Source organism: Acidovorax sp. K2F, assembly GCF_025246485.1.
In the GTDB taxonomy this organism is placed as follows: domain Bacteria; phylum Pseudomonadota; class Gammaproteobacteria; order Burkholderiales; family Burkholderiaceae_C; genus Acidovorax; species Acidovorax delafieldii.
On sequence record NZ_JAOBSQ010000052.1, the window covers coordinates 1 to 16,417 of the forward strand.

Annotated in this window: 12 protein-coding genes and 1 pseudogene; 9 read left to right on the top strand and 4 right to left on the bottom strand. The window is 59.9% G+C overall.

What is annotated here, in order from left to right; translation table 11 throughout:
- The 6 genes and pseudogenes from N4G42_RS20555 to N4G42_RS20580 form a co-directional block, all read left to right on the top strand.
- A partial coding sequence (locus N4G42_RS20555) for a type I secretion system permease/ATPase (RefSeq protein ID WP_260668518.1) occupies positions 1 to 1,887 on the top strand: 1,887 nt, incomplete at its 5' end.
- Positions 1,884 to 3,377, top strand: a complete 1,494-nt coding sequence (locus N4G42_RS20560; protein ID WP_260668519.1) for an HlyD family type I secretion periplasmic adaptor subunit — start codon at positions 1,884 to 1,886, stop codon at positions 3,375 to 3,377. The genes N4G42_RS20555 and N4G42_RS20560, both read left to right, overlap by 4 nt.
- A complete protein-coding gene (locus N4G42_RS20565) occupies positions 3,374 to 3,829 on the top strand; it encodes a hypothetical protein (RefSeq protein WP_260668520.1) in 456 nt (151 codons plus the stop codon). Before N4G42_RS20560 ends, N4G42_RS20565 begins: the two co-directional genes overlap by 4 nt.
- Before the next feature lie 394 nt (positions 3,830 to 4,223).
- Positions 4,224 to 7,466 carry a calcium-binding protein gene (locus N4G42_RS20570; RefSeq protein WP_260668521.1) on the top strand — a complete coding sequence of 1,081 codons (3,243 nt, stop codon included), beginning with the start codon at positions 4,224 to 4,226 and terminating at the stop codon, positions 7,464 to 7,466.
- Between the two features lie 134 nt (positions 7,467 to 7,600).
- Positions 7,601 to 7,838: pseudogene (locus N4G42_RS20575) on the top strand (IS3 family transposase); the annotation flags it as partial.
- Between the two features lie 204 nt (positions 7,839 to 8,042).
- The gene (locus N4G42_RS20580) at positions 8,043 to 8,327 is read left to right on the top strand and encodes a transposase (protein ID WP_260668589.1); all 285 of its coding nucleotides are present in this window, start codon (positions 8,043 to 8,045) and stop codon (positions 8,325 to 8,327) included.
- A gap of 320 nt (positions 8,328 to 8,647) precedes the next feature.
- On the opposite strand, the gene glmS is transcribed toward N4G42_RS20580, so the two are convergent.
- Entirely contained in the window at positions 8,648 to 10,582 is a 1,935-nt protein-coding gene (gene glmS, locus N4G42_RS20585; RefSeq protein ID WP_260668522.1) for a glutamine--fructose-6-phosphate transaminase (isomerizing), read from the bottom strand.
- Positions 10,583 to 10,721: 139 nt separating this feature from the next.
- Between glmS and N4G42_RS20590 the strand changes: the two genes are divergently transcribed.
- Both N4G42_RS20590 and N4G42_RS20595 read left to right on the top strand, forming a co-directional pair.
- Positions 10,722 to 11,210: an Lrp/AsnC family transcriptional regulator gene (locus N4G42_RS20590; protein ID WP_108498955.1), complete on the top strand. Its 489-nt coding sequence runs from the start codon at positions 10,722 to 10,724 to the stop codon at positions 11,208 to 11,210.
- Between the two features lie 267 nt (positions 11,211 to 11,477).
- Positions 11,478 to 12,530, top strand: coding sequence for a sensor domain-containing diguanylate cyclase (locus N4G42_RS20595; RefSeq protein WP_260668524.1), 1,053 nt, complete (start codon positions 11,478 to 11,480; stop codon positions 12,528 to 12,530).
- A 21-nt stretch (positions 12,531 to 12,551) separates the two neighbouring features.
- On the opposite strand, the gene N4G42_RS20600 is transcribed toward N4G42_RS20595, so the two are convergent.
- The 3 genes from N4G42_RS20600 to N4G42_RS20610 all read right to left on the bottom strand — a co-directional run bounded on the left by N4G42_RS20600 (position 12,552) and on the right by N4G42_RS20610 (position 15,858).
- On the bottom strand, positions 12,552 to 13,337 hold the full coding sequence (locus N4G42_RS20600) for a sensor histidine kinase (RefSeq protein WP_260668525.1): 786 nt from the start codon (positions 13,335 to 13,337) through the stop codon (positions 12,552 to 12,554).
- 181 nt (positions 13,338 to 13,518) lie between these two features.
- Positions 13,519 to 14,937 carry a bifunctional UDP-N-acetylglucosamine diphosphorylase/glucosamine-1-phosphate N-acetyltransferase GlmU gene (glmU, locus tag N4G42_RS20605; protein ID WP_260668526.1) on the bottom strand — a complete coding sequence of 473 codons (1,419 nt, stop codon included), beginning with the start codon at positions 14,935 to 14,937 and terminating at the stop codon, positions 13,519 to 13,521.
- Between the two features lie 165 nt (positions 14,938 to 15,102).
- Positions 15,103 to 15,858: a Crp/Fnr family transcriptional regulator gene (locus tag N4G42_RS20610; protein ID WP_260668527.1), complete on the bottom strand. Its 756-nt coding sequence runs from the start codon at positions 15,856 to 15,858 to the stop codon at positions 15,103 to 15,105.
- Between the two features lie 138 nt (positions 15,859 to 15,996).
- Here N4G42_RS20610 and N4G42_RS20615 point away from each other — a divergent pair, with 138 nt between their 5' ends.
- The gene (locus N4G42_RS20615; protein ID WP_260668528.1) at positions 15,997 to 16,395 is read left to right on the top strand and encodes a BLUF domain-containing protein; all 399 of its coding nucleotides are present in this window, start codon (positions 15,997 to 15,999) and stop codon (positions 16,393 to 16,395) included.
- The last annotated feature ends 22 nt before the right edge of the window (positions 16,396 to 16,417 follow it).

A 16,417-nucleotide genomic window follows, 5' to 3' on the forward strand; every position in this document is an offset into this window, starting at 1 on the left:
AGCTCCCGCCCCATCATCGAATCCCTGGAGGCTTTCGCTACCCAATGGACCGGCGAACTCATCCTGATCACCAGCCGCGCCAGCCTGGCGGGCGAGCTGGCCAAGTTTGACTTCTCCTGGTTCATACCCAGCCTCATCAAACACCGCAAGCTGCTGGGAGAGGTGCTTCTGATCTCCTTCATGCTACAGCTCTTCGCGCTGGTCAGCCCCTTGTTCTTCCAGGTTGTGATGGACAAAGTGCTCGTGCACCGGGGCGTCACCACGCTCGATGTGCTCGTCATCGGCTTGGTGGTGGTGGTGGTGTTCGAGAGCCTGCTCAACGCCTTGCGCACCTACGTTTTCAGCCACACCACCAGTCGCATCGACGTGGAGCTTGGTGCGCGGCTGTTCCGCCACCTGGTGCAACTCCCGTTGGCCTACTTCCAGGCCCGCCGCGTGGGCGACTCGGTGGCCCGCGTGCGCGAGCTGGAGAACATCCGCAGCTTTCTCACCGGCAACGCCTTGACCGTCGTGCTCGATGTGCTGTTCTCGGTGATCTTCATCGCCGTCATGCTGTTCTACAGCGTGCCGCTGACCCTCATTGTGCTGGTCAGCCTGCCCCTGTACTTTGGCTTGAGCCTGGCCGTAGTGCCCATTTTGCGGAAGCGGCTCGACGTCAAGTTTGCCCGAGGAGCAGAAAACCAGTCCATGCTGGTGGAGACCGTCACCGGCATCCAGACCGTCAAGGCCAGCGCGCTGGAGCCCAGCTTCGCTCGCCGCTGGGACAACCAACTGGCCGCTTACGTCAGCGCCAGCTTCAAGACCCAGAACCTGGCCAGCTGGGCCCATGAAGGCGTCAACCTCATTGGCAAACTCGTCAACGCCGCCACGCTCTGGTACGGCGCCCACCTGGTCATGGGAGGCGAACTCACCGTGGGCCAGTTTGTGGCCTTCAACATGTTCGCCCAGCGCGTGGCCCAGCCCATCATGCGCATGGCCCAGCTGTGGACCGACTTCCAGCAGACCGGCATCTCCATGGCCCGCCTGGGCGACATCCTGAACACCCGCACTGAAGTCCCCCCCAGCAGCGCCGCCCAGCTGCCGCCCATCAAAGGCCGCATCACCCTGGACGGCATTCACTTCCGCTACCGCCCCGAAGCTGCTCCCGTGCTCGGCGGCGTGAGCCTGGACGTGCGCCCTGGCGAAGTCATCGGCATCGTCGGCCGCTCCGGCTCCGGTAAAAGCACCCTCACAAAACTGGTCCAGCGCCTGTACACGCCCGAACAAGGCCGCATCCTGGTGGACGGCATCGACATCAGCCTGATCGACGCCGCCCAACTGCGCCGCCAGGTTGGCGTGGTGCTGCAGGAGAACCTGCTGTTCAACCGCAGCGTGCGCGAGAACATTGCCATTGCCGACCCCGCCGCCCCCATCGAAGCCGTGGTCCACGCCGCTCAACTGGCCGGCGCACACGACTTCATCAGCGAACTGCCCGAGGGCTACGACACCCTGGTGGGCGAACAAGGCGGCAGCCTCTCGGGCGGCCAGCGCCAGCGCATCGCCATCGCCCGCGCCCTGTTCACCAACCCGCGTATCCTCATCCTGGACGAAGCCACCAGCGCGCTGGACTACGAGTCGGAGGCCATCATCCAGCGCAACATGCAGCACATCTGCCAGGGCCGCACCGTGCTCATCATTGCCCACCGTCTATCCGCCGTGCGCCATGCCCACCGGATCATCGTCATGGACAAGGGGCGCATCGTGGAGGCCGGCCCGCACGACGCCCTGATCCAGAAACAGCAAGGCCTGTACGCCCATCTGTGGCGCATGCAGGATGGAAGTGGCAGGGCCACGGCACCACCCACGCCCGGGGGCGGCAGCCACCCCACGCAAGAGGTGGCGGCATGAGCAGTTCAACAGCAAATACCCTTGCCGACGCAGCAGCCCCTCGCCATCCCGCCGTCGAACTCCTGGCCCGCTACTGCGCCATCTTTAAAGCTGTCTGGCAGCACCGTCACGAACTCGCGGGCCCCGCACGATTGGCCGACGAGCAAGCCTTCCTGCCCGCAGCGCTGAGCCTGCAAGAGACCCCCGTGCACCCCGCACCCCGGCGCATCGCCCACATGCTCATGGCCCTGTTCCTCATCGCCCTGGCCTGGGCCATTCTGGGCAAGATCGACATCGTGGCCGTTGCCCCTGGCCGCATCATCGTGAGCGACCGTACCAAAGTCATCCAGCCCCTGGAGCGCAGCGTGGTCCAGCGCATCCTCGTCAAAGACGGGGACCATGTGGAAGCTGGCCAAGCCCTGGTGGAACTGGACCCCACCGCCGCCCGGGCCGACAAAGCCAGCCTGAGTGAGTCCCGCAAAGCCGCCCAATCGGAATGGCTGCGCTCCAAGGCGTTGCAGCAGCTCCTCTTGAAAGCAGAGCACACATCCCATTCGTCTGGAACACCTCCGCTTGGCAAAACGGCCATCCAGGGTACTCCCACCGACTGGACCGCCGCCGACAAAGCCGACGCCCATGCCCAATTGGCCGCCGAGTGGAGCGACATCACTGCTCGCCTGGCCAAGCTCTCGGCCGAGCACCAGCGCCGCCAAGCCGAGATGGCCACCGTGCAGGCCATGATCGGCAAGCTCGAAGCTACCCTGCCCATTGCCCGCCAGCGCGAGCAAGACTTCCAGGCGCTCACCACCCAGGGCTTCATGTCCGGCCACGCCAACCAGGACCGCGCCCGCGAACGGATCGAGCTCGAACGCGACCTGGCCACCCAGCAAGCCCGGTTGCAAGAAGCCCGGGCCGCACTGCGCGAAGCCGAACAAACCCGCAGTGCCTACCTGGCAGAAACACGAAGAGCCTTAAGCGAACGCCAAGCCCAGGCGGACTTGAAGCGCCACCAGACTGGGCAAGAACTCAACAAGGCTACCCAGCGCGAACAACTCGCCACCCTCACGGCCCCGGTAGCAGGCACCGTGCAGCAACTGGCCATGCACACCGAAGGCGGCGTGGTCACCGAAGCCCAGGCTCTCATGGTCATCGTGCCCGATGCGGCCAGCGTGAGCGCCGAAGTCACTTTGGAGAACAAGGACATCGGCTTTGTGGCGCCAGGGCAGGAGGTGGCGATCAAGCTGGAAACCTTCCCGTTCACAAGGTACGGCACGGTAAAAGCCAGCGTGGACAAGGTCACGCAGGACGCAGTGAATGACGAGAAACGCGGAGCGATCTTCCCGGCGACCCTGAAACTGAACCAGTCCACCATCGATGTGGACGGCAAGCCCATCAAGCTAGGGCCGGGGATGAATATCACTGCGGAGATCAAGACCGGGCAGCGCCGAGTTATTGAATACCTGCTCAGTCCGATTCAACGGGCGGGGGGTGAGAGCTTGAGGGAGCGATGACTGCAAATGCTGATAGTCAAATTGGACCAATCAATAAGGAGAAACTTGTGAGAAATATGCTATTTGATGAAGCGACCCAGACATACAACGGAATCTTGGCCCCATATCCGTTTAATGACGAGTTAATGATTCAGACTTTCATGGGAATCAACAAACCATTACTCACAAATAGTAGCTGGACGCTCGATTTGCAACTGCAAGCTGCTGAATATTATTCATCAACCCTACCCACCCTCCCAAATAGTCAATGGCCATGGATAAACAGCCAGTGGGTTGACTTGAACCAAACAACCTACAAATTATTCAACAGCACGGAACACTCACTTCAACAGTTGATAAACGCCATGGCAATATTTCCCATGGCGCCAAATATGAACAAATGGAGTGGCAGCCTTGACCAAGCTACATTGGCACCGGCAGAAATTCACGATCCGTTACCGTTTGGTTTCTGATTATTCCAGGAATTCAATTAGGCGTATCAATGATGGACAACCCACCAAACAAGCCGTCCCGATATTAATTAGAAATTCAAATTTCAGCCCGAGGAAAAATTATTTTTGAATATTGCCAACAGAATTTAATCTTTCAAAATTTATAAACACACAACATGCCACAAATAATCATGGATGAAAACCTAAGACTACTCATAAAACTGGGGTATTTTTCCCTTTCGGCAATTGTATTTATTGGCTTCAATATTCCATTTTGGTCAGAAATGAGGAATGAGCGTTCATATTTCTCAAATTTAATCAAAGTCATCAAGGATAAAAGAAAAGGCTCAATACCTCTCGCAGTTTCGTTCTGCAATCTACTATTTTCAGCCCTTCTGTTTATTAGGAAATAATTATGGCATCCGTCATTGATATTATTGCGATCGTTCCTACTATTGCCGACAATGGGCCTGCAGTTGTTGATGCCCTCAACGGGCAAACAACTGGCAGTATTGCAACTCCTGGGTTGGCAGGGGGTAATATAATTGCCGCCGTTTCCGGCCCGTTTGTTTCGTTGCCTGTCAATGCGCAATTTCAAGGGGTTCTGGGAGGTCTGACATTGATCAGAATATCGGCAACACTGGCAAATGGAGCGTCTGTCGAAGACATTGGAGTTGGAGACATAATTCAAATAGTCTCCGGTGCTGCAGTTATTACGGCAGGTGTCGCATTTGTTACGGCCGGAGTTGTCACATCAGGACCTTTACTTTCTGTGCTGGGGCTCACAGCAGCGATCGGCCAATTCGCCGCGAGTCAGCAAAACTTGACACTCAGAGATTTAATGTCCTCGCTGACATTCGATTGGATTACTGCTACGAATGTGTCGTCGCCTTTAATCTTGGACTTAGACGGTGATGGGGTCGAGACCTTGGGAGTGGGAGCGATAGTACATTTTGATCACGCTGGTGATGGGTTCGGAGAAAGAACCGGCTGGGTTGACAAAGATGACGGTTTACTAGTCCGCGATCTGGATGGGGACGGAGAAATTACTAGCGGCGCAGAACTTTTCGGAAATAATACTCGACTTAGCAACGGAAATCATGCTGCAAACGGATTTTTGGCGTTGGCAGAACTAGATAGCAATAGTGACGGGAAAATTGATAGTAATGATGCCGCGTGGAGTTCACTCCAAGTATGGAAAGATACCAACAGCGATGGAGTGACGGATACAAGCGAACTACTGACCTTGGCGCAAGCCGGAGTAGGCGAAATTGGACTGAGTTATGTTAATCAGGGCAGTGGTGTAGCGCCAGACGCCAGCGGCAACCTTCACCAACAAGTCGGCGGTTATGTTACAGCTAGTGGTGGCTCTCGCGCAATGACTGACGTGTGGTTTACAACGAGCAATTGGGATACCTTAGATCAAAGAACTCCCCTCACGCTATCTCCAGATATAACAGCTCTCCCAGACTTGCCAGGTTTAGGAAATCTCGGCAGTCTTCGCCAAGCAATGGCAAGGGATTCAAGTGGAGCTTTGAAAGCTGCAGTGTCCGCGTTTGGAACGGCTTCAAGCGCGAACCAGCGCTCAACTCTACTCCGTGAAGTTATGTTTCGCTGGGCAGGAGTTTTCGATCTTGATCCAGCCTCTCGAGGTAATGCAATAGGCGACGCAAGAATATTAGCCTTTCTTGAGGCTGTATTTGTGCAAAATTTCCAACAGAATGGCGGAGCGAATAACAACCCCGGCGGAGGGGCTGTGCCGATATTGCAGAATATATTTACTCAATTGTCCTCAAACTTTGCCGCACAGATGGATCTGCAAGGAAGGGACAAATTATTCTACGAAACCATCAACTTAGAGTGGAATGATAGCCAGCAAAGTTATGAAATTGACGCTGATGCGTTGGAAGTCTTCGTCCGACAGCAGTATGCAGCCGGCGCTAACAGTGCTATCTTTGAGCTAAAACGCTTCGGAGATAATATTCTGGCTTTAGGATCGGAAGAGTTGCTAAAGGCAATATCCGCCACTGGTTCATTTCACGGGGATGAGGTGGATAGAACGCTCTTTTGGCTTGGTCAGAAGCTAGGCAACGAAAACTCGGAATCTATTTACGGTATATCAGGAGTGTCGAATAGAATCAACGCACTTGGAGGAAACGATCAAATCAATGGGGCCGAACTGAACGACATGTTGGACGGCGGAGAAGGCAACGACAACATCTGGGGTAATGCAGGTAACGATACGTTGTCAGGCGGACTGGGCAACGATTACCTTTCCGGTGATGCAGGCGACGATACCTATTTGTTTAATCTAGGGGATGGTAACGACATCATCGCGGAATATTCCAATCAAGGCATTGATACGCTGAATCTTGGATCAGGCATTACCACGTCTAACGTTCAGATTACGCGGACAGGCAACAGTTTTTCCGATCTAGTATTGAGCTTTGGTGGCACCGACTCCATCACGATCCGAGACTATTTTTACGGCAACTCCAACGCTGGAAGAGTTGAAAATATTGTCTTTACCGACGGGACAGTCTGGGATTTCGCTGCCCTGACCAGCAGGCTGACCACCCAAGGTACTGCTAACGGTGACTACCTCTATGGAATCAGCGGTGTGTCGAACCGCATCAATGGACTTGGGGGGGGTGATCAAATCAATGGGGCCGAACTGAACGACGTGCTTGACGGCGGAGAAGGCAACGACAACATCTGGGGTAATGCAGGTAACGATACGTTGTCAGGCGGACTGGGCAACGATTACCTTTCCGGTGATGCAGGCGACGATACCTATTTGTTTAATCTAGGGGATGGTAACGACATCATCGCGGAATATTCCAATCAAGGCATTGATACGCTGAATCTTGGATCAGGCATTACCACGTCTAACGTTCAGATTACGCGGACAGGCAACAGTTTTTCCGATCTAGTATTGAGCTTTGGTGGCACCGACTCCATCACGATCCGAGACTATTTTTACGGCAACTCCAACGCTGGAAGAGTTGAAAATATTGTCTTTACCGACGGGACAGTCTGGGATTTCGCTGCCCTGACCAGCAGGCTGACCACCCAAGGTACTGCTAACGGTGACTACCTCTATGGAATCAGCGGTGTGTCGAACCGCATCAATGGACTTGGGGGGGGTGATCAAATCAATGGGGCCGAACTGAACGACGTGCTTGACGGCGGAGAAGGCAACGACAACATCTGGGGTAATGCAGGTAACGATACATTGTCAGGCGGACTGGGCAACGATTACCTTTCCGGTGATGCAGGCGACGATACCTATTTGTTTAATCTGGGGGACGGCAATGACACCATCAGCGATTACGACAATACCGCCGGAAATATTGATACAGCATTTTTCGGCATAGGGATCGCGGCAGATCAGATTTGGCTACAGCAAGTTGGGAATAATCTCGAAGTTTCTCTAATAGGGCGCAATGACAAATTGGTGATTAATAATTGGTATTTGGGTAACGGCTACCATGTGGAGCGGTTTAGAATAAGTAATGGTCTGACATTGACAGACGATAGAGTTCAGAACTTAGTACAGGCAATGGCCAGCTTCTCCCCACCAGCCACTGGGCAAACGACTTTGCCATCAAATTACCAAACTAGTTTGTCATCTGTAATTGCTACGAATTGGCAATAGCTAGTCCACCCGCAAAAACAATTCCGCTTCCAACTACAGGCGAGTTGGCACTGTAGCGAAGCAGCAACTAGCGCTGTGTTGATTTCAACGCAAACCTAACCCACGAGAGGGTCACTTTAGCGTGGAAATCAACACTCACCCGCGCCATGTCCCGCAAGACCTGTTCTCCCGATAACGCGGCCTGGTTGGGGCTTCTTCGGTACGCTGCAGAACGAACTGTTCTGTCCTCGAGACCAGAAGGGCACGGCCATTGAGCAATTCATTTAGTTGATCGACTCGTACATCCGCTGGTACAAGCAGAAGCGGATCAAGCGCTTCCTTGGCTCTTTTAGCGCCATTGAATATCGGCTGAGCCTTGGTTTTACGACATAGACCAATCCAAGTTTTTATCCGTACCCCTTCTATCGCTTGGTCCTTTCTTGCGCGGCGCGACAAGACATCGCACGCGAAACATAGGCAAAATATGAGCTCAGATCTGCGTGACCCATGCGCATCGCAACCACTGTAGATATGGAGGCTGCGGAGGTGTGAATCGCCCCGGGGCGATTCAACTCCCCATAGCTTCGTGAGCTGACAATAAAAAGCGCCTCAACTGAGGCGCTTGGAACACATCGGTACAGGTGCACGGCACCCTTACAGGTTTTATATACAGGTTACAGAGTTCATTTTTACGATCACATCCGAGCCAAAGTGGAACACCCGTTCCGAGTGCTCAAGCAGCAGTTTGGTTATGTGAAGGTGCGCTACCGTGGTTTGAAGAAAAGCACGGCGCAGATCGTGACGTTGTTTGCCCTGTCCAATCTGTGGATGGTCAGGTACAAATTGCTGGCCATGGGGCAGGTGCATGCGCGAGGGGCGTAATGCCCACGAAATCAGGGAATTGCTTCCCCCAGGAGGCGCTTGGACAGCGTTTGGGCGCCTTGCCGGGGCAGGCTTTATCTCACGGACGGGCGTAGCTCACTTCCAAGTGATTCGTGCAGACCTTCCCTTGAGGTTTGTTTACGACTTCAACTACCCGAATTGCCAACTCTCTATCTGTTGGGGCAAAGATCATTGTCAAAAATATCCTCAATTCCAAATTAATTGTCATTTTACGGATTTTATAGGATAAGTTTCCATAATTTTAGTCAATCAAAGCAGGTAATATTTTTTCGATCAAAAAAAGCGGTCCGTTCGACAAGTCACTCCACCGTGACGCTTTTGGCCAAATTTCTGGGCTTGTCCACGTCCGTCCCCCGCGCGCAGGCCGTGTGGTACGCCAGCAGCTGCAGCGGCACCACATGCAGCAGCGGGCTCAAGGGGCCGTAGTGCTCGGGCATGCGGATGACGTGGATACCCTCGCTGCTCTCGATGCGGGTGTCGGCGTCAGCCAGCACGTACAGCACACCTGCGCGCGCACGGACTTCCTGCATGTTGCTCTTGAGCTTTTCGAGCAGGGTGTCGTTGGGTGCTACGGTGACCACGGGCATGGCGCTGGTCACCAGGGCCAGGGGGCCGTGCTTGAGTTCGCCGGCCGGGTAGGCCTCGGCGTGGATGTAGCTGATTTCCTTGAGCTTCAGGGCACCTTCGAGGGCGATGGGGTAATGCAGCCCCCGGCCCAAAAAGAGCGCGTTTTCCATGCGCGCAAAGTCTTCGGCCCAGCTGATGATTTGTGGCTCCAGCGCCAGCACGGCCTGCAAGGCCACAGGCAGGTGGCGCATGGCTTTGAGGTGCGCAGCTTCCTGCTCGTCATTCAAACGCCCCTTGGATTGGGCCAGCGCCAGCGTCAGCAAGAACAGGCCTGCCAGCTGGGTGGTGAAGGCCTTGGTGCTGGCCACGCCAATCTCGACCCCGGCGCGCGTGATGTAGGCCAACTTGCATTCGCGCACCATGGCGCTGGTGGCGACGTTGCAGATGGTGAGCGTGTGCTGCATGCCCAACGACTGCGCGTGGCGCAGGGCGGCCAGCGTGTCGGCGGTTTCGCCGCTTTGGCTGATGGTGACAACGAGGGTGCGCGGGTTGGGCACGCTGGTGCGGTAGCGGTATTCACTGGCCACTTCCACTTGCGTGGGGATGCCAGCAATGTCTTCCAGCCAGTATTTGGCGGTGCAGCCGCTGTAGTAGCTCGTACCGCAGGCCAGGATCAACACGTTGTCGATCTCCTTGAACACACGCCAGGCGGCCGCGCCGGGCTGGCCATGCTGGCCTGCGCCGTCGAACAGCTCGGGCACGATGCCGGCCAGGCCTTCCAGCGTGTCGGCGATGGCGCGCGGCTGCTCGAAGATTTCCTTTTGCATGTAGTGGCGATAAGGCCCCAGCTCGGCCGCGCCACTGTGGGCGAGCACGGTGCGCACTGGGCGCTGCTCGGTGGTCAGCGCGTTGCCGTCCTTGCCTACGATCCAGTAGCGGCCCAGCTGCAGGTCCACCAGGTCGCCCTCTTCCAGATAGATGATCTGGTCGGTGACGCCTGCCAGGGCCATGGCGTCGCTGGCCAGAAAGTGCTCGCGCGACGCAGATGCGCCAGCGGTGGCGTCTTTGCCCACCCCCAGGATCAATGGAGACCCGGCGCGTGCCCCCACCACGCGGTGGGGTTCGTCCTTGTGCATGACGGCGATGGCGTAGGCGCCGTGCAGTTCGGCCACGGTGACCTGCACGGCTTCGAACAGGTCGCCGCTGTAATGGCTGTCCACCAGATGGGCGATGACCTCCGTGTCGGTCTGGCTCGCAAACACATAGCCGCGTGCCTGCAGTGCCTTGCGCAGTTCTTCGTGGTTTTCAATGATGCCGTTGTGCACCAGCGCCACGCGACCTGCGCCTTGGACCTGCGCGTCTGCGCCCGTGCCGTGGCTGAAATGCGGATGGGCGTTGTGCACGGCGGGCGCGCCGTGCGTGGCCCAGCGGGTGTGGGCGATGCCGGTGGCGCCGTCGATGTGCTCGGTGCTCACCTGCTCCAGCAGCTCGGCCACGCGGGCGGTGCTGCGGGCGCGCTGCAGGCCGGCAGGGAGCGTGGCGTCGAGGCTGGACGCATGCACGGCCACGCCGCAGGAGTCATAGCCCCGGTATTCAAGCCGCTGCAGGCCCTGCACGAGGATGGGAACGATGTTGCGCGTGGAGACTGCGCCGACGATGCCGCACATGGTGGTTGCCCTTGGGTTGGATTCGATGGGGCGATCGTAGGCAGCAAAGAGAAAAATTATTCATTGATATTTGCATAAAAATGAACTTAAATTTCACCAATTCATACCGGTGAAATTTGCATTCATTTTTTATCAATTAATGGAATCCATATCTCTCGATGCGATCGATCTCCAGCTGCTCAACCTGCTGCAAACCGATGCCGCACAAAGCAACCAGGCCCTGGCCGAACAGGTGCACGTGTCCCCGCCCACCTGCCTGCGCCGGGTCAAGCGCCTGCATGATGTGGGGCTGATCGAGCGGCAGGTGGCCATCCTGCAGCCCGACCGGCTGGCAGCGCTGCAGGGCCATGGGCTGGGGTGCATCGTGGAGGTGTCGCTGGACCGCCAGGGTGCCGAGCAACTCGACGCGTTCGAAGCCCGAGCCGTGCAGGAGGCTGCGGTGCAGCAGTGCTGGCGCGTGTCGCCGGGGCCCGACTTTGTGCTGGTGGTGCACACGCGGGACATGCCGGGCTACCTGGCACTGTCGCAGCGGCTGTTCACGGGCGACGCCAATGTGCGCAATGTGAAGGCGTTCTTTGCGACCCGGCGAGCCAAATTTGAAACAAAAGTGCCAGTAGCGCTAGTGTGATATGCCTTGGTTGCTATTAATTTATTAGCAAATCACCCCAAATCATCACCAACGCCCTCTCACCAGCGAGCCCCACAAACCACCCAGACAGACCCGGCAACAAGGCCCCACCACCCACCAACGTCATCCAGGCGACGGATGGGACGTGGCCCGCGGTCATTTCTTGCTGGTCTCGCCTGGCGGTGCGTTGTAAGCTCCGCCGCACTTTCTACCTACCTGGCCGGTGGATGCCCGCGTGGCAGCGCCGCCTTTTCCCCCGCATACCCCATGCCGACGCCCCGCCGCCAGATGCCCCGCCGCATCTACCCCTTGCGCATCCTGGGCATGGGGCTGGGCGGCATGGTGGTGGCAACGGTGCTGTGGGAGCGCCAGGCACCCCCCATGGCCTGGACCGCGCTCTTACTGGCAACGCTGGGGTGGCCGCATGTGGCCTACCTGCTCACCCGCCGCGCGGCCGACCCGTACGCCGCCGAGGTGCGCAACCTGCTCATCGACTCGGCGCTGGTTGCTGCGCTGGTGCCGCTGATGCACTTCAACCTGCTGCCCAGCGTGATGTTGCTCACCTTGACCATGGTGGACAAGATCACGACCGGCATCCGGGGGCTTTGGGCGCGCGCCCTGTGGGTCATGCTGGCGGCCGGCGCCGCCAGCACAGTGGTCATGGGCCTGCACTGGGCGCCCGAGACCTCCATGCGCGTGATGGTGGCCTGCTTGCCGGTGATGTCGCTGCACACGCTGTCGGTCAGCGTGGTCAGCTACCAGCTCATCCGGCAGTCTGCGCGCCAGAACCAGATGCTGGACGAACTGCGCCGCGTGGACGCGCTGACCGGCCTGTTCGGGCGCGGCCACTGGCAAGAGCAGGCAGAGGCCGCACTGCGCCGCCACCACACCACCGACGAGCCCGCCTGCATGCTGATGCTGGACATCGACCATTTCAAGGAGATCAACGACGCCTACGGCCACACCGTGGGCGACGAGGTGATCCGCGCGCTGGCCCATGTGGTGCGGGGCAACGTGCGCGCAGGCGACTGCGCGGGGCGCTACGGCGGGGACGAGTTCGCCATCGTGCTGCCCGGCATGCAGGCCCGGGACGCCCTGGCCATTGCCCAGCGCATCCGCGAGCAGACCGAAGGCGTGCGCCTGCGCAGCCTGCCCGAATTGCGCATCACCAGCAGCATCGGCGTGGCCCCGGCCGACCACCGCCACAGCAGCCTGCGTGCGTGGATCGACGCGGCGGATGCGGCGCTGTACGTCGCCAAGAACGGCGGACGCAATCAGGTGGCGGGGTGCATGGAACCGGCGCTGGTGCCGGCGGTGTAGCCACCAGCACTGCGTGCAGGTTCAGGACTCGTCGGTGGCGACTGCAGGATTCACCGGCCACTGCACCCGCACCGTGCAACCGCCACCCAGCACCGCCGTCGCACTGATCTGCGCACCGTGGCGCTGCGCAATGGAACGGCACATCGCAAGCCCTGTGCCCACGCCCTCGAACTCCGTCTCGCGGTGCAGGCGCTGGAACACGCCAAACAAGCTGCCCGCGCGCGCCGGGTCAAAGCCCACGCCGTTGTCCTGCACGGAGAAGGCGCCCTGGCCTGCGGGTGCCGCGTCCGCCGACACCGTGATACACGGGTGCGCCACGGAGCGCGTGAACTTGAGGGCGTTGCCCAGCAGTTGCACCAGAAGATCCTGCAGCAGCGTCGGGTCGGCCCACAGCGTGGGCAAATCGGCACCCACACGCCATTCCACCGCGCGCCCGGCCTCGGCCGGGGCCAGTGTGGCGCGCGCCTGGGCAACGGCATCGGCCAGCGGCACGGGCTGCAGGCGCAGCGGCGCACGGCTGGCACGCACCAGGGCTTGCAGGCCGTCGATCATGAGCCCCATGCGCCGAGCCGAGTGGTCCATGGTGGCGAGGAAGCCCAGGGCCTCTTGCACCTCAGCACCCTGCACCACCTCGGGCGGCAGGTCGCCCAACACCTCGCGCACCAGCGTGCCGTAAGACGTCACGTGCCGCAGCGGCGCGCGCAGGTCGTGCGAGACGGCGCGCAAGAACTCCTCTTGCGCAGCCGCCATATCGGCCACCTGCTGCTGACTGCGGGCCAGTTCGGCTCGCAGCTGTTCGGGGGTCATGTCTGCAGCAGCCACTTTCATGTCCTGCCGCAGGCCACAGAAGCGTGCCCGGCACAACGAGGCGCCAACGCACTACGCACGAAGACGAAGACGCAGGCGAGGACAGCCAGCAAGGACCGCCCCGCAGCAAAGGCTGTCGTCCCCCTGGAGGGGGAAGGCGCGAAGCGACTCAGGGGGGGCTTCATTTTTTCGGACGAGACCAGTTGGCAATGCTGACTTGCTTGCCCCGCGCCACGCTCAGCGCACCGGGCGCCGTGCTCTTGGTGATAGTGCTGCCGCCGCCCACCGTGCCGCCAGCGCCAATGGTCACAGGCGCCACCAGCACGCAGTTGCTGCCCACATGCACGTCGGCCTCGATCACCGTGCGGTGCTTGTTGGCGCCGTCGTAGTTGGCGGTGATGCTGCCCGCGCCGTAGTTCACGCGCTCGCCCACCGTGGCGTCGCCCAGGTAGGCCAGGTGGTTGGCCTTGGCGCCGTCGGCCAGCGTGCTGTTCTTCACTTCCACAAAGTTGCCGATGTGCACTTCGCGGCCCAGTTGGGCGCCGGGGCGCAGGCGGGCAAAGGGGCCAATCAAGGCGCCCTCGCCCACGGTGGCTCCGGCTTTTTCGCCGTCGATGTGGGTGTAGGGGTGGATCACCGCACCTGCCGCAATGCGCGCATTGGCAATGCAGCAGTTAGCGCCAATGCTCACGCCCTCGCCCAGCTCCACGCGGCCGGTGAAGACGCAGTTCACGTCGATCTCCACGTCCTGCCCGCAGGCCAGCTCGCCGCGCACGCCGGTGCGGGTGTCGTCGCGCAGGTCAAAGCGGGCGGGGTCGGCCAGGCGCACGCCTTGCTCCATCAAGGCACGCGCCTGGCGCAGCTGGTGGGCACGCTCCAGCTCAGCCAGTTGCAGCGGGCTGTTGACGCCCGCCACCTGCAGCGCGTCGGTGATGCGGTGGGCCACCACGGGCACACCATCGGCCACGGCCATGGCGACGATGTCGGTGAGGTAGTACTCGCCCTGGGCGTTGTGGTTGGTCAGCCGCGCCAGCCAGGGCGTGAGCAGCCGCGCGGGCACAGCCATGATGCCGCTGTAGACCTCGGTGATGGCGCGCTGGGCCTCGGTGGCGTCCTTGTGCTCGACGATGCCTTGCACGGCGCCGTCGGCGTTGCGCACGATGCGGCCGTAGCCCGTGGGATCAGGCAGGGTCACCGTCAGCAGGGCCAGCTTGTCACCTTCGCTGGCAGCCACCAGGGCGCGCAGGGTGTCGGCGTGCGTCAGCGGCACATCGCCCGACAGCACCACGGCCGTGCCGTCGTCGCGCAGGTGCGGCACGGCCTGCTGCACGGCGTGGCCGGTGCCCAGCTGGGGCTCCTGGCGCACAAACTTCAGGTCAAAAGTGCCCGTAGCGCTAGTCGTGCTTGCGGTAGCTGCTTCTACTTCCGTAGCACCATGGCCTGTGATGACGATGGCGCTGCGGGCCTGCAGGTGCGCGGCCTGGTCCAGCACGTGGTGCAGCAGCGGGCGCCCGGCCAGGCGCTGCAGCACTTTGGGGATGCGGCTTTTCATGCGCGTGCCTTTGCCGGCCGCCATGATGAGGATGTCGAGTGGGATCATGAAAATGGAATGGGGGTTGCGCAGCATAAGCCCGCCGCGCGGGCGTTGCGTGGATTATCGGCTGCAGCCCACGGGGCACAACACGCTATCCAATCCATAGCTAACTGCACATGATTGACTAGCGCTTGCGGCCTGTTGAACCCCAAACCTGCCGCAACGACGGCGCTACAGCAGCGGCATCAAGCGTGGCGGGGTGTCGTAGTACTCGGCAATGCGCGCCAGCGCGCGGGTGTTGAGCAGGCGCAGCCGCCCGTTTTTCAGCTCGTGCAGGCCGAGCTGGGCCAGGCGCCGCAGCGTCTTGTTGGTGTGCACCAGCGACAGCCCGAGCGCGTCGGCAATGTGCTGCTGGTTGAGCGGGAACGCCACCGAGCCCTCCTCCACCAGCCCGATGCGATCCAGCCGCCGGTACAGGTGCATCAGCAGCATGGCCACGCGCTCGGTGGCGTTGCGGCGGCCGGCGGTGAGCAGGTTGTCGTCCACATGGCCCTCTTCGTGCGCCGACAGCCAGGTGATGTCGTAGCCCAGGCGGGGGTGCTCGCGAAACAGCGCCCACAGGCTGTCGTTCTGGAACACGCACAGCGAGCAGTCGGTCAGCGCCTCGATGCCGTGCGCCGATACATCGCCAAACTCCTGCTGCAACCCGACCAGATCGCCGGGCAGCAAGAAGTTGAGGATCTGGCGGCGCCCGTCGCTCAGCGTCTTGTAGCGAAACGCCCAGCCCGAATACAGCGTGAACAGCTTGGCGTTGGTCTGGTTCTCGCGCACCAGCGCACCGCCCGCTTCCACGGCAAGGCTGTCGGTGCGAAAGCCTTCGATGAAATCCAGCACCTCCGGCTTCACGGGTGTGAAAGCCCCAGTCTTGCGCAATCGGCAATCGCGGCAGGCCGGAGGGCAGACATTGGGTGGCAAGGTGACGTTCATGAGGAAGCGATTCTAGGGATGGAAATCACGGAGAAACAGCTCGTTGCAACAAAGCTGCGCGCAATGTGCAACGGCTGTCCCCTCTATGTCTTTTGACATTGCGCAGGCACCATGCGCCACCTACATTGGGCTGCATCTATGAACCTATTCCCTGCCCTGTACGAGGTGCTGTACGTGAGCACCATCGCCCCCGATCAACCGCTGAGCGTGGTGGCCGAGATTGCAGGGCGCGCGCGCTTTGTGAATGCCGAGCTGGACATCACAGGCCTGCTGATCTTTGACGGACAGCGCTTTTGTCAGCAGCTGGAAGGCCCGCAAAAGGCCGTGCTCAAGCTCATTGAACGCATCCGCAACGACCCCCGCCACATCAACGTCGAGGTGTTACACCACGGCCCGCTGGCGGGGCGGCGCTTTCAGCACTTCAGCCTGGCGTTCAGCACCGTAGAAGATGTGGATGCACTGGCTCGCATGGAGCTGCTGGATGGGGAAGCGGCCATCGCCGCATTTGAGATCGTGCGGGGCGAGCTGGTGATCTGACCGGCCTCCTCGCGCTTCTTTC